This window comes from Pelagibius sp. Alg239-R121 (assembly GCF_947331435.1).
Classification (GTDB): domain Bacteria; phylum Pseudomonadota; class Alphaproteobacteria; order Kiloniellales; family Kiloniellaceae; genus Denitrobaculum.
Genome location: NZ_CAMZOF010000018.1, coordinates 1 through 17,410 on the forward strand (window position 1 = coordinate 1; position 17,410 = coordinate 17,410).

The following is a 17,410-nucleotide window of genomic DNA, read 5'->3' on the forward strand; positions in this document are numbered from 1 at the left end:
ATGAACGGCCGAGTCTACGACCCGACCCTGGGACGTTTCCTCTCGGCCGATCCCAATGTGCAGGCGCCGGACGATACCCAATCCTTTAACCGTTACAGCTACGTCAAGAACAACCCGCTGAGCTATACCGATCCATCTGGGTTCTTCTTTAAAAAGATCTTCAAAAAGATCAAAGACGCCTTCTCAAAAGCCTTCAAGGCGGTTGGGAACCTGATCAAAAAGGCGCTACAGAACCAGTACATTACCTCTGCCATCCAGATCGGGATAAACTTCATTCCTGGCTTGCAAGGTTGGGCGACGGTGCTCATATCGGCGGCATTTTCGGGACTGGTGACACTCGCCAACGGAGGTGATCTCGGACAAGCGTTGATGTCGGCTGGGATAGCCGTGGCAACAGCTGCAGCTTTCCACGGAGTTGGCACAGCTTTCGCGAAGGTCGACACCAGCTTCTTTACGGCAGGACATATAGCCAAAACCATCGCTCATGGCGCTGTCGGTGGTGTTTCAAGCAAGTTACGCGGAGGTAAGTTCCACACTGGTTTTCTCTCTGCAGCTGCGGCCCAGTTCGCAGCACCTGGCATTGATCTCATTGGAGAAGGAGATACGAGTCCAGGTGCCGTTGCTGCGCGTACGGCTGCTGCCGCAGTTGTAGGCGGCGCTGTTGCCGAGCTCGGAGGTGGCAAGTTTGCAAATGGCGCCGTCACGGGAGCTATGAGCCGGTTCTTCAACGATGAACATGGTTTGAAAAAACTTGGATTGTTATCCGGAAAAGCTCGTGAAGACATTGGCTTTCTTGGCAATCAAATTCGTGAAAGACTAGATACAGAATTTGGAAAGCAATTGTTTGAGAGGTATTGGAAAGGTGAAGGGGATCTGACATTGTCTGAAGAACAGTTTCAAAGAATGATCGCGGCTTTGTCTCCAAGCGCACCAATCCTAGAAAGTGCTCATTTCAATACTGAAAACGGGGCGTTTCACGCCTATAAGCGCGACTTTTATGGGACTCAATATGACGAGTCCCTCGGGAGTGCCTGGGTAGTTTATGATAAGAATTACTCCGCAGTTGGATTGATTGATAGATACAACTTTCACATGAAACCTTTTGCCGATAGGCCAATAATGGGGCACATCAAAACCATGATGGTTGTAGCCGCCAAAGCACTGAATTCGAGCGAAAAAGCATTTAGTGTACGATACGGAGTAACGTTGGACGCACTACGATGAAGAAGGTACTAATCTTGCTATCAATTTTGGCAGCGTCATTGGGCGTAGCGACTTTTGGTGTAAGTTACTATCGAGAAGTACTTTTAATAAAACAATCTGGATTAAATTTATCTCGGTTTTCGCTCACGTTACTATCTCATGACGAGCGAACAATGCGATTAGGAGCGGAAGGCCGGTCTGTATTTGAGTTTGAATTACCTTCTAATTTTCGAGGACTCACGCGGTGCGGAAGAGATGGGTATTCTCAGGCAAAGAAAATAACTAATCTCAATGAAATAATGATAGCGGAAGAAGGGTGTTTTTACAATTTCAATAATAATGAAGGTTCAATATACAAATTTATTCTCACTGAAAGGAAAATTATTGTATTTGTAATTACTTGATTAATAAGGGAATGCACCGAATAAAGTGGCAACCGATAGACTGCCGTCCTACGGGGCAGCATTGCGTGATCTCGGCACGATGGAGAAACACGTTACTGGCGGACGGAGCAACAATCGGGCGGAAAATTCGTACCTGCCGATTCGACAACGAGAACGAAGGATGCAGGGTTTCAAGTCAACAGGATCGGTGCAGAGGTTTCTCTCCACCCACGCCGCCATCTACAACACCTTCTATGTCCAACGTCATCTGATCACTCGCAAGACAATGCGGCTTTTTCGCAGTGAATCGATGAATACCTGGCAGACCGTGATTGCAGCTGCTTGAGCCGCTCAGTTCAACCATTCAACTGCGACCTGCCTTCGTTAAGTTGACAGCATCTGAAAAACGATCTGCCCAGGGAATATCGAAAGCCTCGCCCAAGAGAGCCTTGGCGACCATCAGAAACGCGCTGCCAGGAATCGGATAATCGTTCATCCGGTCGCCAATCCGCTTGCCGCCAGGTCGTCCAGTGCTCGACGGCATCAGACCGATAGACTCCATCTTGTCGGCCCATTCTTCGTTGTGATAGCGGCCCCGGCCCGGGTTGCCGAAGTGGTGTTGCCAGAGGTGGCACATTTCATGGACAAGCGTTTGCAGAACCTCGATGACGCGCTCCTTGCCGAAGAACTCTGGGTTCATGGCAATCTCGTCGGTCGCGGTACGGTCTTCGGCCACGAAGGGTGCCGCGAGAAATAACCCATAACCTTCTTCTGGCGCTGCAAGGTGATCAGGCAGGGCGGCAGTTCCCCCGCAAAAAGCTGTTCGTTGAAGCTGTCGTATGCCCGCTGCAATCGCCCGTATTGTTTCGGGGTCGGGGGTGTCGATGATTCCGCATGTGCCATATCTATCTCCGCGTATTGTATCGTACGATACATAATCAACGGCAATCGGGAAAAGGCGGCGGGGAAGTGCGCAGACGAGGACCCTTCCCCTCGCAATTCAAGCCTTGGTCGGTGAGGACTAACCTCCTTTAGGGGGCAGCTGCTGGAGGGGCCGGAATCCTACGATAAGAGTTCCCTTCCATCTTAGTTGTCTGTCTGACCAACATCTGGAACAGATGATACCCTCAGAGCCAAACTATCCTTCCTACGTGTAGTTTCACGCGAAAGCAGGACGAACAATGGACTTTCGGTAACATCTGGTAACAAAACGCGATTTGTCATTCGCACATGCCGTGGTTACTCACCTTCCCAAATGCTATTGGAGGATACTGTGACTGACATACACGCCACAGCAATCGTTTCAGAGGGCGCAGAGATCGACTCTGGATGCTCGGTGGGACCGTACACCTGCATTGGTCCAAACGTTACGTTGGGTAAGAACAGCCGCGTTGGATCGCACGTAGTGATAGATGGATACACAGAGTTAGGAGAAAATAACACCGTGTATCAATTTGCGTCTGTTGGAGCCGCGCCACAGGACACAAAATGGCAAGGTGAACCAACTCGCTTAGTAATCGGAAATAATAACGTAATTCGCGAATACGTCACTGTTCAGCCCGGACTGGAACAGTTTGGTGGTATTACACGAGTCGGAAACGAAAACCTTTTAATGGCGTGCTGCCATATCGCACATGACGTAGTCATGGGTAATCAAAACTGGGTCGCAAACTCAGCAGCTTTAGCCGGGCATGTTGAAGTGGGGTCTCATGTGATTTTTGCCGGGCTAAGTGGTGCACACCAATTCTGCCGAATTGGTGATAATGCTTTCATTTCTGCTGGTTCAATGGTTGCGCAAGATGTCCCTCCATATTGTTTGGTACAAGGTGACCGCGCGCGGCTTAAATCAATTAACAAAATAGGACTGGAGCGTGCTGGGTTTACCCAAGAGAGGATTGTAGAAATCCAAAGAATTTTTAAAATGTTATTCGTGTCTAAAGAGTCTCTTGAAAAGAAGATATCGGATGTTGAGGTCAAGTATTCCGACTCATTTTATGCAAAAAAACTAATCGAATTCATCAAGTCCAGCGAACGAGGTATTGTCTCATGGCGTCGATCTAACAAGAGATAATCGCTTGAGCGCATTCAAGCTTTTGTCCCAATCAAAGTTTAGTCCGTTCAGGACAAAATCGGCATCAATAATAACAACGAATTAGGTGTGTGGGACCTGACTCTGTCTGACGTTTTCGGATTGTATTTTATCGCGCTGTTAGCTTCTGTCGAAGTCTCTCATATGGCGTTTCGCCTCCCAGGGCGGCATGAGGGCGCATAAAGTTATAGAAGGCCTCCCATTCGCTGAGTTTTTGTGCGAGGTCAACATCGCCTTTGTAATCAATGAGCTGATAGAACTCCTGCTGATCGGTCAGGCGTGATCGCACAACTTTTCCGTTAAGTGTAGCACAACCTATAATTTTTCTTGTTACTGATCAACGATTATCTATAATTGTACTCGGTGTCCCCCAAGACGCCGAAAATGAGTCTCTCTTTGACTCAATGTTGTTTTTGTAAACTAAGCAGGGCCGGACCTCGCACCGGTCCTGTTTTTTTGTAAGAGACCGTTTCTCGTCGGGATTAACAGACCCAACTTCGGGCCAGTTGGGGTTGATTCCGGCAGGGGCAGAAGCGAGCAATTCACGAAGGAAAGATGCAATGCGTGTCGATTCGCTTGTTGTTATTAATCTTAGCGATAATTTTGGCGGCACCGTACCCACTGAAGACCGGGAAGCTGCGCATGGGCTCTATACGAAACACACAACACGGACCGATGGCGGCAATCCAAAAGCTGCCTGGTGGATTGAGATAAACAACACAAAGGAAACAGGAGATAAGACCGAGTTCACACTGGACATTGACTACAAAATTATGGAGGGCGGTCCACTACCAAGCAAGATTGATGCAGGTAACACCGGCATCTACTTGATTTTTCACGCTAAAGAATCATCAGACCCAAATATTTTTGGTGTCGTGAGCCTCGGAAAAGCCGAGAAAAAATCCTTGCAGGCAAGTCGCTTAGTCGGAGCATTGGAAAAACTTCGGATCGAGAAAGTCCGAAAACTGTCCCTTATGGCCTGCAATGTGACCAATACCAAGACAGCGGCCTCAAGGAACTTCTTGGTGACTATCTGTAAAGAGTTCGAAAGCAGGTGGAATAGCTCCGACCGCCCCATGATAGCGGGGTATGACGATTACGTGTATGGCAGTAAATCGGGCAAAAAGTATTTGGATTCCGGTTCTAATGAACCAATGACCGGATCCGGTCACAAGCAGGTATGGGTCTGCAAATCTGGATTGCTAACCGGTGGGTACAAGCAAATTTCTCTCGAAAAGTCCGGTTGGTCCGACAAAGAGCACTTCGAAACAAACTTAAAGACGACAACAGTTTTATAAGAAACTGTGGCTAAGCGTATAAGGCAATCAATCACCTATTCGTCGTCACGCGTTATCTGAAAGAGTGCAGATCACATCAAATTCAATCGGCCCCCTACCTCTTCTTGATCGCCGATCATCTTCTGGCGCATAATTTAGCCTGTTCCGACCCACCAAAGGGAACGACAACATGTGTGGTTCACTCGATACGGCAAACCTCTCTTGGCAAGACACCGTTGACCTGGTGCGTCTGACGACAAATGAACCTTTATCGAGTCTTCAGCGGAAAAGACCGCTTTTCGATGCACAAGAAGACGAAGGCAACGGAAGAATGGAACGGAATCCCGATCATCCGAGACGGCACTTTATGTCCGCTTATATCGTTAAAGTCGGTCTTCCTCGGAATATTCACAAGCGCATCCACAATAGCAGCATGTGAGCGCGTAACAATAAACCATGAGTTTTGTTCTCGCCTTGAAGATGAGCCCTCTGCACTGGATACACTTCGTCAGCTCCTGACAATTTCCGAAATTTCCCGTCAACAGCCTGCTTGCAAATCCCAAGCCCAAACGAGTCTCACCACATGCTGAGCCACCCAACGATTGTGAGGCAGCCAGCAAGGCCAAGTCGAAGCTCATTGCCGCATGGAATGGAGCGTCGCCTGACTATTCTCATCACAGAAATCTACAGGGCTTGCGATCGTATACGTGACAACACCAACCGCAAGGCACCGATAGACTCAGTGATTAGTTAGGGGTGTCGTCCCGAACTGACTCACTCTTGTTTTGAAATTCAACCGACATAAGAATTCGTGGCGACGCGTTGGAAGCCTTCCGCAACCAGTGTCAGGGCCTAGGTTGGCAAAAGGACAAGTGATTCCAATTCGTTCTTCGTTCGATTGAATTGGAAAACATACACTTAAAACTTGTTCCAAAAATAGCGTTCTAATATTTGGTACGAAAAGTACAAAAATAGTTTTTGCTTAACAAATATAGTAAAAAATATCGATTGTATGATTTTTGTTGACTATTTTATTGAGTTTATAGATAACTTCGCGCGGTTTAAAGATCTGAGCGCGAGCAATGGCGAGTCTGGTTTGTAGGCAAAGAGTGGAGGCGAGCTTCGGCCGTATGGGGCGTCTGCTGTCCTTTCTTTCTGTCTTCTATGTCGCCGTTTTTCCTCATTCGGTGCATTCCTACATTCTCCACGACCATGCCAACGGCGAGCATGATCATCAGGTTGTCGTTCATCAAGAAAAGCTGTCCTTGAGTGAAGGCTCCGAGTTTGAACTTCCTGAAGCAGATCATTCCGAAAGCGAGCACGACGAAAACGACGAGGCAAGGGCGCACGAGGATTGCTCGTATCATTCTGAATTCACGCTGCCGGCATCAGAAGACTATATGCCTTCGTATGTAGTTACTTCGACCAGGACGTGGTTCGTCCTGCGCCTCTGGGCACACGCACTTTCTTCAGACCCGCCCCCACCCCGAATTCAATCCTGAAACTCAAATTGTGCGCCATAAGCCCATTGGGGTTTCCGCCGCTTAGTGGCGGAGACTCGAATGTCGGGCGCCGACTTTTGCAAGAATTAAAAACAACCCGAAGAACCCATACGGCTGTATGGGTAAGGATTGAATGTATCATGTCCAAATTTTTGAAATCCCTGAGTGGAGCCACTGTCGCTGCTGCGATTATTGCCGGTTCTAACCAGGCTGCTGCGGCACCTGTAACCGAGTGGGATTACTCGGTCACGGCTGGATTTTCTGGCTTTACTCCACGAGCTCCTGATCAGGAATCGGATCCGGATCGGGAAACTAACAGAGGCGTTGTCGGTGACGAAGATTCTTTTAACGGGCCAACCCGATTGAGGTGGGGCACTCCGCTCATATCCGAGAGCGACCCGCATAGCGCCCTATATGTCACTCCTGCCACAGGTGGCGACGGACATCGGATCACCACAAACGGAGAGGCTACGGAAAGTTTTACGCTGACGCACGACAACAGGCTTCTCCAAGGACCTTATGGTAACCTTGACAGCTTTCAACTGGAAGTTGGGCTCGAGTTTCGCCCGGACGGGGGGATAGTAGAATACATTCCGATAACTCTCGAATTTAGTTATCGTGAGCAACGCACAGCTGATTGTGAGATCAATGACCCCCTGTGCTTCGATGTTTTAGTGCTGGAGAATCCGGAAGAACTCGTGCAGTCATTCGTTCTCGACGGCGTGCTCTACTCGGTCGAGGTCTTGCTCGCTGACTTCGGGCCTCTATCGGACGAGGCTTGCGGACTTGCCGGTGCGGCCTCCGGATGCTTTGGGACCGCGACGCGTGAAACCGGGGATGAGGTCAGGGAGTATGCATCGTCGATCAGAGTAAGTTCTGATGCGATGGGCCCGACAGTCTCTGTTCCCGAGCCGGGAACTTTGGCGCTTTTTGGCTCCAGCCTGCTCTTCCTCGGGCTGGCACGCCGACGCAGAGTTCTTACGCGTTAGCAGCTTAGAGGCCTCCGGGTCAGGGCGTATGTTCGCGCCTTACCGGAGGCCTCTCCATTCAAACATGAAGATCCGTGTTGCGCTTCCGGCGTCGCTGCCACAATGGAAATTTGAACTGGCCGCGTCGGTGGCACAATCCTCAGCTATCGAGGTTTCATCATGCCACTAAAAGTCCATGAACCACTAAATGCTCAGATTGCGCAGCGTATACGTGCCCGTCGTCTCGCACTTGGCTTGACACCAGCAGACGTTGCCGAAGCCCTTGGCGTTTCTTTTCAACAGCTCCAAAAATACGAAAGCGGCGTAAATCGGATTAGTGCCGGACAACTTTACACTCTGGCCAATTTACTCGATGTATCGATCGACTTCTTTTTTCAAAATGGCGACGTTGATCAATTGCTTTGCAGCGGCATTGATCAAGATCTTGCCAGATCAAACCAATCGGCACATCTGATTCAGGCATATTATGCTATTCCACCTGCAAAGGTGAGTGGCAGCGTGCTCAGGTTCCTTTGTTCGCTCAACGATACCAAGAAACAGTAGGGCTCGAGCGTTCGCTCGACCTTTCAGGCAATACTATCGGTCTGCGAATCTTGTGGGCCTCTTTTTGATCGCAACGCTTCCGCTATTGCAGCTTTTCTTTGCGATACAGCCGTCTCAATTTTTCCTGGTTCGCCTGTCAGTGAAAACCTCTGGGTTCGTAGACTTCTTGTTTCCCAAAATCGAGGCAAGGAGGCACGTTATTGCGCAGAGCCATTTGATTGGGTTTTTAACCTAATAAGAACGTAATCCGGTTGATCTCTGCAACCGTCGTCCCTCTTTTAATAGGAGCGGTTGCACCTCGCGAGCAGAGCGGATTCACACGTTTTGCCGGCACCGACTTATGGAATCTTCGAAACATGTGAAGCCGCTCTATTTCAAATGGTTAGAGTAGTAGATTTACCGTGATGTTAAGGTTACCGTTGGCGCGCCCGTCTAACTGGATCCACTACAGGCCAATTGAAAAGAGAGGGCTTAAAGTACTTCCCTTATCAAGCAGCTCCGATACTCTCCAGGAACTCCTGAGTCTCGCCCTGCAGGAATTCAGCCTGCTTGGAAAGCTCATTGGCGGCAGACAACACATCGCTTGCAATGCGATCCGTCTCTGCCGAGATCTGTGAGACCTCAGCAATGTTGCTCGAAACTTCACGGGTCGCGGCGCCCTGTTCGTCAATCGCAGAGGATATGCCGGTAGCGACCTCGCTGATCTCCAAGATCTTCTGGGAAATCGATTCGTTTGCCGAAACCGCCACGCCGGTCGCGGTCTGGATCTCCGAGATCTGCTGCGAGATTTCTTCCGTCGCTTTCGCGGTCTGATTGGCGAGCGCCTTGACTTCAGCAGCCACAACCGCGAAACCCTTGCCGGCTTCGCCTGCACGCGCCGCTTCGATCGTGGCGTTGAGCGCCAGCAGGTTCGTCTGCTCTGCGATATCTTGAATCATGTTTACGACTTCGCCGATCTTCTGCGACGCTTCGACTAGTTCCTTGATCTGGTCGCTCGACTCTGCAGCGGCTTCAGTCGCAGTCTGCGCCATATTGGTCGCCTGAGCGATCTGCGCAGCAATTTCGGAGATCGAGTTGTTTAATTGTTCCGCAGCCGATGCAACAGCACCGGTACGACTGTCCGCTTGTTCAGCGTTGCCCTGCATCGAACCGGCGCTGGATTGCATTTCCGTCGCAGCGGCCGACACGCCGGCGACGATGTTCTGAACGTTCTCCGCCATATTGACGTTGCTGGTCACCACCGACCAGGACAGCAAAGGACCAATGTAGTCACCTGACTTGCTACGCAGAGCCGAAACCTGCAAGTCGAGGTTCTCATCTCCCAGTTTGATAACTGTCCGATGCGGTAGGTTGGAGGAATCCGCCAGCAGGTTACGTTGGTGCTGTGGGTTCTTGTGGAAGATATCGATGCACCTTCCCTTTAGTTCCGCAGCCGGCGCCGGCAGCAGATGATTCAACGGTGTCAGCGTCTCGATGCTGGTTTTGTTAATGTAGGTTATCTCGAGGGTTTCTCGGTCAGCCAGCATCACATTGATTGGCATATTGTCGAGCATTTGCAACAGGCGCGCCGTCTCTTCTTCCTTCGCGACCTGTTTTGTGATGATGCTCCAGGTGAGCATCGGTCCGACGTAGTTTCCCTTGCGGTCATGCAAAGCTGTCACATTGAGGTCCAGCCATTCGCCGCCGACCGTGATCCGCGTCTGGTGCGGCAGATTGGATGGATCCGAAAGAAGTTGACGCTGATGTGCTGGATTCTTGTGAAAAATGTCAATCGACTGACCAACAATTTCGTCGGCTTTTACCGGAAGCACCTCTTCGATGCTTTTCAACGCAACAAGCGACGATTTATTCGCGTAGGTGATGGTGTATTCCTCAAGATCACAGGTCATCACGCTTACAGGCATTAGATCGAGCATCTGCCCAAACATTTCGTTCGAGCCCGACTGTTTTTTGTTCAACGAAAACATAATCACTCCACTCCTACCACAGATTTTGACCACGTTAATTTGCCTCGATGTAAGGGGTGAAAGGCCTAATTTTTTACTAAATTCGGATAGTAAAAGCCGAAAATTGTGTCGCTGTTTTGTTCTAAGTTTGCGAATTTTATTATATGTATTTCAGATCAGGTTGTATTTTGACAAAACATACATGCGTATGTGCGTTAATTACTTGATTTGTGTTAGATTGTGAAAAATCGCAGGCAGGTAATGACCAAAACGAGGCTTGCTCATTTTTGTAAGACGCGCAGAATCCGCGCCGGTTTCTAAGCTCTTCGTCAAATTCACTCGAGGGAGCAGAGGAAATCCACTACTGGAGAAATTATGGATTGAATTCTCTCGCGAAAACAACGTTGATGAATGCTCGATATACGAGAAAAAAATTCATGATATGCGACTTTTAGGCCAAGCTTTAGACTGAGCGTGGTGCTTTTTTTTCCCGAACTTTTTTGAAAAAATACTTACCGGCTACTGTCGAAAACAAGCATATGACATTCAAGGCATTGATTCGCGGTTTTGTATAATCGTGAACACATCGTGTCATTGCTGCCCGGAAAGGGCTGTAATGCGGAAGCCAAACGGGACATACTGGCCAAAGCCGTGGTCGAAGGACAGGTGATCCGAGAGATCGTTGTTTTTGCACCTGCCAATCATCATGCAATGAATCTCTATGCGTACCACCTCTAGCAAATTCAGGTCCCGGCGGCGTACTAGGCGTATTAACCGCCGGGATTCATGTTTCAGAACAGGATGCGGGTTCCTATGACGAAAAAGACAGCGCCATCGTCTTCGCCGTCATCTCGTGCGAGATCAGCCGTTTCACCGAACGCTCGCTCGTAGTGCACACCGATGTAAGGAGAAATCGCGCGATCGATGAGGTCGTAGCTGAGGCGAGCGCCGACCTCCAGCGTCGGTCCCCAGGCCCCGGTTCCGATATCTTCGTCATCAGTAAAGGGCAGATCGACCTCGATGCTGGGCACCAGGGTGACGCGGTTGGTTATCAGGCCCTCATACTCCACCTCAAAGCGGGCTGACGGATCTTCGCCGAGAAACAGATCGGCATCGACCTCGAACCACTGCTTCGCCAGGCCGTGAAAACCGAGGACGCCATAGACCCTGTCCGGTCCGCCAGGGGTATCCACCCTGACCCCGGCGACCGCATTGAAGAAATCGGATATCGGCACTTGAAGCCGTGCCTGATTCTCCAGTGTCTCGAAGGCATCCTCTTCGAGCGAGAACTCCGCCTCGCTGCGCCAGACGAACTTCAATTCGTCCGTGCCTGCAATAGCATCAAAGTCCCAGGCCAGGACATCATTGTCCTCGCCTATCCGGTATTCAAGCTGCTCGCCTTGTATGCCCCAGAGAAACTGCTCCGCCGAAACCGGCGATGCCAGGAGGATTGCCGGCGCAAGCGCACCGGCTAACAACAGACGCTTCCCCATGTCTCATCCTCCGCTTACGGCTGCAGCAGAGGCTTGTTCGCCACCGGGGCCGCCTTCCACCACGACCTTTCGGAACATTCCGCTGTCGGCGTGGTAAGACAGATGGCAATGGAAGGCCCATTGTCCTTCGGCATCCACTTCCGTCTCCATGTAGACGGTGGTTCCCGGCGCCACGTTCACAACGTGCTTGATTGGATCTAGAGCGCCATTGCCGGTATCGATGATGGACCACATCCCGTGCAGGTGCATGGGGTGACTCATCATGGTCTCATTCACGAACTTGAAGCGGACACGCTCGCCGTATTGAAGCCGTATCGGCTCCGCATCCGAAAACTTGGTCCCGTTGATGGACCAAATGTAGCGTTCCATGTTACCCGTGAGCCGAAGCTCGATTTCCCGTGTCGCCTCTCGGTCTTCGTACAGCGGACTCTGTGCCTTGAGATCGGCGTAAGAGAGGAACTTTCCGCCGTTTGCGGCGGTCGGGGCGATTCCGCTGCCTGGCGCATAAAAGGGATCGCCGGACGCCATCTTCATTACTCCGTGCATGGAATGATCCATGCCTTCCATGGACATCCCTTTGCCCATGGCGTGTCCGCCAGCCATATTCGCATGTTTCATCCCACCGTGGCTCATCCCGCTGGGCATGCTGTGATCCATCGCTGCCATCGCGCCATGATCCATGCCCTCATGAGCCATCCCCATATCCGCCATGGTCAGCAGCGGAGCATCCCGCAAGGCGGGCACGGCCGCGGACATTCCGTCGCGGGGGGCCAGTGTCCCTCTTGCAAAGGCGGTCCGGCCCATTGACTCGGCAAAAACGGTGAAGGCCTTACTTTCCCGCGGCCTGACAATCACGTCGTAGGTTTCGGCCACCGCGATGCGAAACTCATCGACCGTAACCGGTTGCACGTTGTTGCCGTCCGCCTGAACCATCGTCATTTTGAGGCCCGGGATCCGCACGTCGAAGTAGGTCATGGCGGAGGAGTTGATGAAGCGCAGACGCACACGCTCGCCGGGTTTGAAGAGGCCCGTCCAGTTTTGATCCGGTCCCTTACCATTCATCAGCGCCGTAAATCCCTGAAGGTCTTCGACGTCCGTGGGCATCATCCGCATTTCACCCCAGGCACGACGGTCGGCGAGCGCCTCATCGAACCCCTTATCCTTGGCATCATCGAAGAAATCGAAAAGCGTGCGCTGCTTACGATTATAGTAATCGGGCATCATCTTTAGGTTGCGCATGATCCGGTCGCCAGAGTGCGGGTGCGCATCTGTGAGTTGGATGACGTATTCCCGGTCGTAACGGAATGGCTCCCGGTCCTTGGCTTCGATGATGATTGCTCCGTAGGCACCATCGGGTTCCTGAAAGCCGGAGTGGCTGTGGAACCAATAGGTGCCGTTTTGTACGATCGGAAACCTGTAGGTAAAGATCTCGCCCGGTGCGATACCTTCATAGCTGATTCCCGGAACGCCATCCTCCTGATAGGGCAGGATCAGACCATGCCAGTGGATCGAGGTCGCTTCCGAGAGATTGTTTTTGACATTGATGGTGACCTCTTCACCCTCCTTGAAACGCAGGACAGGTCCAGGCGAGGCGCCGTTGAAACCGATCCCCGACTTGGTAAATTCGCCTGTGCTCATCTCAATCTTATCGACAGTCAGGTTGTAAGTTTCAGCTGAGGCGCTGCCGATCAGGGCGAGTAGAACTGCGGCCCCGAGCACGCCCGCTCGGGGTAACTTCAAACTCTTCATCTCAATTTTCCTTTTGTAATGATCGTTGAGGGCGCGCGGTGCCCGGTTTTGGCCGCCGCGCGCGTTCACTCAATGCGTCAGATTGATTTCGCCCATCATTCCGGCGTCGTAGTGGCCTGGAACGTTGCAAGCAAACTCGAGTGTGGCGTGCACCGGAAAACTCCAGATGACTTCGCCACTTTCTCCGGGCTCGAGAAGGGTGCTGTTCGGATCGTCGTGCGTACCATGCCCCATCGACGCTTGCATCTTCCGTGCAACAGTCCAGTTGATCCGATCAGCTTCCAGCACGCCATGCTCGACCATCATCATCATCTCATCCTGATGCGCGGCGTGCCCCTCGGTCGTACCGATGTTGAATTCATGGACAAGATCACCTTCGTTTTTGATGACGAAGCGGACGGTTTCGCCTTCCTGTACGTCGAGACTTTCGGGTTCGTAGTAGTTGTCATACATCGTTACTTCGATGGTCCGCGTTGCGTCGGATGCAATACCTGGCGAGCCGAGGTCCGCGCTGCTACTGTGGCTGCCGGCGGCGAACACTTCAGTCGCGAAAAGGGGGATGGAAACAACCACCATGGCGGCCGTAAGGGTTTCGTTCACGAACTTGAAATTCATGTTAAATCCTCATGGAATTCGAGTGCAGTCGCTCTCGACGCGATAGGTCGAGTCCGGATTTCACTCGCTAATTTTCTGATGGGGAGCCCAACTGAATTCCTTTAACTCAGGAAAAACGGTTGGATTCAAAATACACCGATTGCATGTCTTGCCAGGGCGGCGAGCGACCTGCTCCCGAAGCTAAGAAAAGCAAACACCGAATGTCCTCAAGATCGAGGCGGCGGCGTCTCTGATTCGGGCCTGAGGCCGCTGATTAATGTATCTGAACTGGGCGCAACAACGTTAACGGACCAATCGACCGTGATCACGTCGGACATGTCGGGTTGGAACAATGAGCCGGAACAGTGTCCTGTCGTCGTATGGCACTCCTCGTGATCCTCATTCGCACGACGGTTTTGATCTGCGCAGTCAGGCCCTTCGCAGTCCGCATCGGCCAGGCCGAGAGGAATTTCCCCGTGGGTGGCTGCCGGCGCGTGATCGTGTGGGAACGAATAAGCCGTCGCGAGAGGCACGACGGCTAAGACCAGAATCGAAATAAAAACAATCATTCGCCGAATCATTTTCAAGATATGGGGCTTCCCCCAACTGGAAGGTCAAGGGCCTTCTTGCTATTTGTCCAGAGAATGCGCGTTGGCTTTTGGAGCGGCCAGAAAGGTGCGCACTCAAAGCTGCATACGGTATCAAATTGACGTTAAATGTTACGAGATTACAGACGGTTGTAACCTCACTAGGTTAGATGACTCCTGCCTTTCTTCGAGTAAATGTTTCTTATCTGCTCGCGCATTCGTTTGGTTGGAAAAACTCCTCCTCTCTGATGGTCGTCAAGATTGCTTCGCCCTTGGTGTCGTCGTCTCATCACTCAGTGAGTGCGCGGATCGAGGTAGTCACAATCACGCAGAAAACGGTGTTGTGAGGATAAAGCTGTAAAGCGCTTTGAGCTGAACCGCTCTACCTTGGCTGACTGGGTGGACCGTTCAGTGGCGTTGCTGGAGTCTTTCGCAAATGCAATTGGCGGCCATGTGATGGCGGGTCGGGCAATTCTCTTTGATTGCTTTGCGATTAAGTGCCGGTCACGCTCAATGGCGGAACGTCGAGTTTGCTGGGAAGTTAAACAGCAACTTGTCAGTGTCTTCTCGGGGCCGCCGCGGTTAAGTTGTCAATGCCAGCCAGTTACCGTGAATGCACCAATCCCGGTCCGCTCGGTCAAGAGCGGGATGCAGCCAAATCCTAGCCTACCAGTCCGACAGCAATGCCGTCTTTTCTTTCTGACAGAGAACCTGCAGCACTTGCAATTCGCCGCTGTCAATGGCTTTCACGCGACTGGCCCATAATTCGACGTCCGTCGCCACCGTTCCGACTAACTCTTTGTCTAGGCCCGTTTGTGAGGCTTTTTGCGCGTAATTGAACCAGCCGTCTATCACCCTTGCTCTAAAGGCTTTTGTGATGTCGGTTGCCTTACGGATGTTTATCTTTAGGCGGGAAAGAGCAATGTCATAGTCCTTAAGACTCCAGACATTTGGTGTTTCGGGCTCTGTCCTGATCCATTCAAAAAGGTCATCGCCGTTAGAGATCTCCTCCGGTTTCACGAAATCCGTAAACAAAAACTGGCCACCGCTCTTCAGGCTGTTACCCAGCCTGCGTAAGAGTTCGTTTTTGCTTCTGACGGCATAGAGGAATTCCTTTGAATAAGCGCAGTCGAAAGATTGTTCTTCAGATCTGAAATCGTCTGGATCAAAAACGGTTATCCGGGCTCTTTTTGCTAAACCGGTAGCGCTGCAGAGTTGCATGCCTGCCTCTGCCAAAGCCTGATCACTTTCAAAAGCGGTGACACGAACGCCGAAATGTTCTGCCATGAGGCGACTTGCGCCGCCGAGCCCTGCACCGACTTCAACGACATTCATGGAGGGCGATAGTTTTAGCGGCGCAAGCATCTCCAGGAGGTAATCCCAGTCGCCCGGAGATGAAAACCCCTCTCCCCAAAGTTCTTGGATGAAGAAAACTCTTGCTGACTCTCGGGAGATGTTGCTGATCCTTGTCCTGCCGGCGTCGACTTTCGCTCCGGGGGCGCTGGTTTCGTTCAACGATTCCAGCATGCGTTGGCGGAGGGTCGCTTGTGCCTTCTGGGGTACAAGCTGCGAGGCAGCCATGATAAACCTCCCTTTGCATAAACCTGTTAGGGATCAAGAGGGTTGGGCTTCAATCACTCCAGGACGAGTCAGTTTCCACGTTGCCGCGCCGGTCGCCTAAACTTGATTCCTAAGCCTATTTCTTTTGCGAGTTTGCTGCGCTTCTGGGAGTAATTAGGAGCAACAACGGGGTAGTCGGTTGGCAGATTCCATCGATCCCGATAGGCTTCTATGGATAGACCGTAGTTCCTTTTGAGGTACCGCTTCAAGACCCTGAGCTTCTTACCATCCTCCAGGCACACGATGTAATCGGGTGTGACAGATTTTGAGATCGGAACTGCTGGCCGTGGCCGTGATTCCGCCTTTGGTTGCGGATTAATGTTGGCGAGAGCACAGTGGACCTTTCTCAGCAGCTGCGGCAGCTCGTTCGTCGAAACTTCATTATTCGAAAGATGTGCGACGACCACATCGACCGTGTATCTCAAGAGCCCGCTTGCTTTTACTTCTTCGAATTCTGTGTCGTTGTTCATAGCTCGTTTTCCGCTAGGCACGTCGTCACTAGGGGTGGATTCACAAGGTTTTTCATCGTTTACTAACTGTAACATTATTTCAACACTCTGAATTATGTTTAAACAAGAAAACAATGTTTACATAATTTCACTAAATTTTCCTTTAAATTTACCAGCGCCGTTGGATTAATCCGCCAAATGAAGGCGTCGACAGCTTTGGGACAGAGGGCAGGTGATGTTTGATCCGCCAGCACCCTAGTGACGGCATGTCGGCGGATTTTTTTTGAGAGGCAGTTCCGCAATTTTCTTCTGTGCTTTCAGCAAACCCATGCGCTTTTCTGCATTTATTGCGAATTTGACTTGGTGCCAGTGTTTGAGGCGATATGTGTTAGCTCGCCTTATCAGAGGAAAACGATTTGCTTGATGAACACGCTGCATGAATTCTTCTGGGCCGTCGCGCGGAACAATCTTACAATTTTCAAGAATCCTCGGATCAGAAGCTATGTACGTCCAGGCCGTTTTTGAAACTGTGTCGTTGGCCAGTCGACCTATTTCGCATAGGAATTGTATTCGATCGGATGTTCCAAAATTTGCTGCAGTCTGATAGCTTCCCACAACTTGAACAGCGTGATGTCGAGTTCTTGCGCAACCAGTTCCTCGAAGAAGGCTTGATGCGGGGTAAGCTTGCTCGTCCAAGCGTACGTCCTTGAGGGGTAGGGTCAGCATGCCTCCGGGTCCGGGTTTGCCGTGCCCATCGGGCTCAGTGGCCGTCGAAAGCTCCAAACGCAGCACCGCTACGCGCCCGCAATAACCTTACTTAATATGCATCGGAGTCCACGTACATAGCGCAGATGGCAAAGGTGCTGACATAATTAATCCTCCCAATCAGGATGAACCGCAAAAAACGACTCAACGGGAAGAAATCTCGCGGTTCTGGTTCAAATCGAATTGCTTTAAAATTCTGTTTGTGTGCGATTGCAGTATTG

General features: G+C 51.1%; 15 protein-coding genes and 2 pseudogenes. 9 read left to right on the forward strand and 8 right to left on the reverse strand.

Annotated elements, in window-relative coordinates:
- From QMZ18_RS35195 to QMZ18_RS35205, 3 genes and pseudogenes are all read left to right on the forward strand, one after another.
- A partial coding sequence (locus QMZ18_RS35195) for an RHS repeat-associated core domain-containing protein (protein ID WP_282611134.1) occupies positions 1-1,224 on the forward strand: 1,224 nt, incomplete at its 5' end.
- On the forward strand, positions 1,221-1,607 hold the full coding sequence (locus QMZ18_RS35200) for a hypothetical protein (protein ID WP_282611135.1): 387 nt from the start codon (positions 1,221-1,223) through the stop codon (positions 1,605-1,607). The genes QMZ18_RS35195 and QMZ18_RS35200, both read left to right, overlap by 4 nt.
- 7 nt (positions 1,608-1,614) lie before the next feature.
- A pseudogene (locus QMZ18_RS35205) lies at positions 1,615-1,932 on the forward strand (DDE-type integrase/transposase/recombinase); the annotation flags it as partial.
- 18 nt (positions 1,933-1,950) lie between these two features.
- On the opposite strand, the gene QMZ18_RS35210 reads toward QMZ18_RS35205, so the two are convergent.
- Positions 1,951-2,322, reverse strand: a complete 372-nt coding sequence (locus tag QMZ18_RS35210; RefSeq protein WP_322097642.1) for a SprT-like domain-containing protein — start codon at positions 2,320-2,322, stop codon at positions 1,951-1,953.
- A 537-nt stretch (positions 2,323-2,859) separates the two neighbouring features.
- Between QMZ18_RS35210 and lpxA the strand changes: the two genes are divergently transcribed.
- Positions 2,860-3,657 (forward strand): acyl-ACP--UDP-N-acetylglucosamine O-acyltransferase, encoded by a 798-nt coding sequence (lpxA, locus tag QMZ18_RS35215; RefSeq protein WP_282611136.1) that lies wholly within the window; start codon positions 2,860-2,862, stop codon positions 3,655-3,657.
- A 127-nt stretch (positions 3,658-3,784) separates the two neighbouring features.
- Here lpxA and QMZ18_RS35220 read toward each other — a convergent pair.
- Positions 3,785-3,979, reverse strand: a pseudogene (locus tag QMZ18_RS35220) (integrase core domain-containing protein); the annotation flags it as partial.
- Positions 3,980-4,235: 256 nt separating this feature from the next.
- On the opposite strand from QMZ18_RS35220, the gene QMZ18_RS35225 reads away from it, so the two are divergent.
- The 4 genes from QMZ18_RS35225 (at position 4,236) to QMZ18_RS35240 (ending at position 7,986) form a co-directional block, all read left to right on the forward strand.
- Positions 4,236-4,973, forward strand: coding sequence for a hypothetical protein (locus QMZ18_RS35225; RefSeq protein WP_282611137.1), 738 nt, complete (start codon positions 4,236-4,238; stop codon positions 4,971-4,973).
- 1,109 nt (positions 4,974-6,082) lie between these two features.
- Positions 6,083-6,454 (forward strand): hypothetical protein, encoded by a 372-nt coding sequence (locus QMZ18_RS35230; protein WP_282611138.1) that lies wholly within the window; start codon positions 6,083-6,085, stop codon positions 6,452-6,454.
- Between the two features lie 140 nt (positions 6,455-6,594).
- Positions 6,595-7,443, forward strand: coding sequence for a THxN family PEP-CTERM protein (locus tag QMZ18_RS35235; RefSeq protein ID WP_282611139.1), 849 nt, complete (start codon positions 6,595-6,597; stop codon positions 7,441-7,443).
- 159 nt (positions 7,444-7,602) lie between these two features.
- The gene (locus tag QMZ18_RS35240; protein ID WP_282611140.1) at positions 7,603-7,986 is read left to right on the forward strand and encodes a helix-turn-helix domain-containing protein; all 384 of its coding nucleotides are present in this window, start codon (positions 7,603-7,605) and stop codon (positions 7,984-7,986) included.
- A 488-nt stretch (positions 7,987-8,474) separates the two neighbouring features.
- Here QMZ18_RS35240 and QMZ18_RS35245 read toward each other — a convergent pair whose 3' ends face one another.
- Complete coding sequence (locus QMZ18_RS35245) at positions 8,475-9,953, reverse strand: methyl-accepting chemotaxis protein (RefSeq protein WP_282611141.1); 1,479 nt, start codon at positions 9,951-9,953, stop codon at positions 8,475-8,477.
- Between the two features lie 567 nt (positions 9,954-10,520).
- Between QMZ18_RS35245 and QMZ18_RS35250 the strand changes: the two genes are divergently transcribed.
- Positions 10,521-10,670 (forward strand): hypothetical protein, encoded by a 150-nt coding sequence (locus tag QMZ18_RS35250; RefSeq protein ID WP_282611142.1) that lies wholly within the window; start codon positions 10,521-10,523, stop codon positions 10,668-10,670.
- Positions 10,671-10,723: 53 nt separating this feature from the next.
- Here QMZ18_RS35250 and QMZ18_RS35255 read toward each other — a convergent pair whose 3' ends face one another.
- From QMZ18_RS35255 to QMZ18_RS35275, 5 genes are all read right to left on the reverse strand, one after another.
- The gene (locus tag QMZ18_RS35255; protein WP_282611143.1) at positions 10,724-11,425 is read right to left on the reverse strand and encodes a copper resistance protein B; all 702 of its coding nucleotides are present in this window, start codon (positions 11,423-11,425) and stop codon (positions 10,724-10,726) included.
- Positions 11,426-11,428: 3 nt separating this feature from the next.
- On the reverse strand, positions 11,429-13,174 hold the full coding sequence (locus QMZ18_RS35260; protein WP_282611144.1) for a copper resistance system multicopper oxidase: 1,746 nt from the start codon (positions 13,172-13,174) through the stop codon (positions 11,429-11,431).
- A 69-nt stretch (positions 13,175-13,243) separates the two neighbouring features.
- The gene (locus QMZ18_RS35265; protein ID WP_282611145.1) at positions 13,244-13,789 is read right to left on the reverse strand and encodes a cupredoxin domain-containing protein; all 546 of its coding nucleotides are present in this window, start codon (positions 13,787-13,789) and stop codon (positions 13,244-13,246) included.
- 1,232 nt (positions 13,790-15,021) lie between these two features.
- Positions 15,022-15,936 (reverse strand): cyclopropane-fatty-acyl-phospholipid synthase family protein, encoded by a 915-nt coding sequence (locus tag QMZ18_RS35270; protein ID WP_282611146.1) that lies wholly within the window; start codon positions 15,934-15,936, stop codon positions 15,022-15,024.
- A gap of 68 nt (positions 15,937-16,004) precedes the next feature.
- The gene (locus QMZ18_RS35275; RefSeq protein WP_282611147.1) at positions 16,005-16,445 is read right to left on the reverse strand and encodes a MucR family transcriptional regulator; all 441 of its coding nucleotides are present in this window, start codon (positions 16,443-16,445) and stop codon (positions 16,005-16,007) included.
- Positions 16,446-17,410 lie beyond the last annotated feature (965 nt).

Coding starts and splice junctions, on each gene's coding strand:
- QMZ18_RS35230 (WP_282611138.1), top strand. CDS start 6,083: ATGGGGCGTCTGCTGTCCTTTCTTTCTGTCTTCTATGTCGCCGTTTTT.
- QMZ18_RS35260 (WP_282611144.1), bottom strand. CDS start 13,174: ATGAAGAGTTTGAAGTTACCCCGAGCGGGCGTGCTCGGGGCCGCAGTT.
- QMZ18_RS35265 (WP_282611145.1), bottom strand. CDS start 13,789: ATGAATTTCAAGTTCGTGAACGAAACCCTTACGGCCGCCATGGTGGTT.
- QMZ18_RS35235 (WP_282611139.1), top strand. CDS start 6,595: ATGTCCAAATTTTTGAAATCCCTGAGTGGAGCCACTGTCGCTGCTGCG.
- QMZ18_RS35245 (WP_282611141.1), bottom strand. CDS start 9,953: ATGTTTTCGTTGAACAAAAAACAGTCGGGCTCGAACGAAATGTTTGGG.
- QMZ18_RS35275 (WP_282611147.1), bottom strand. CDS start 16,445: ATGAACAACGACACAGAATTCGAAGAAGTAAAAGCAAGCGGGCTCTTG.
- QMZ18_RS35270 (WP_282611146.1), bottom strand. CDS start 15,936: ATGGCTGCCTCGCAGCTTGTACCCCAGAAGGCACAAGCGACCCTCCGC.
- QMZ18_RS35225 (WP_282611137.1), top strand. CDS start 4,236: ATGCGTGTCGATTCGCTTGTTGTTATTAATCTTAGCGATAATTTTGGC.
- QMZ18_RS35240 (WP_282611140.1), top strand. CDS start 7,603: ATGCCACTAAAAGTCCATGAACCACTAAATGCTCAGATTGCGCAGCGT.
- QMZ18_RS35255 (WP_282611143.1), bottom strand. CDS start 11,425: ATGGGGAAGCGTCTGTTGTTAGCCGGTGCGCTTGCGCCGGCAATCCTC.
- QMZ18_RS35200 (WP_282611135.1), top strand. CDS start 1,221: ATGAAGAAGGTACTAATCTTGCTATCAATTTTGGCAGCGTCATTGGGC.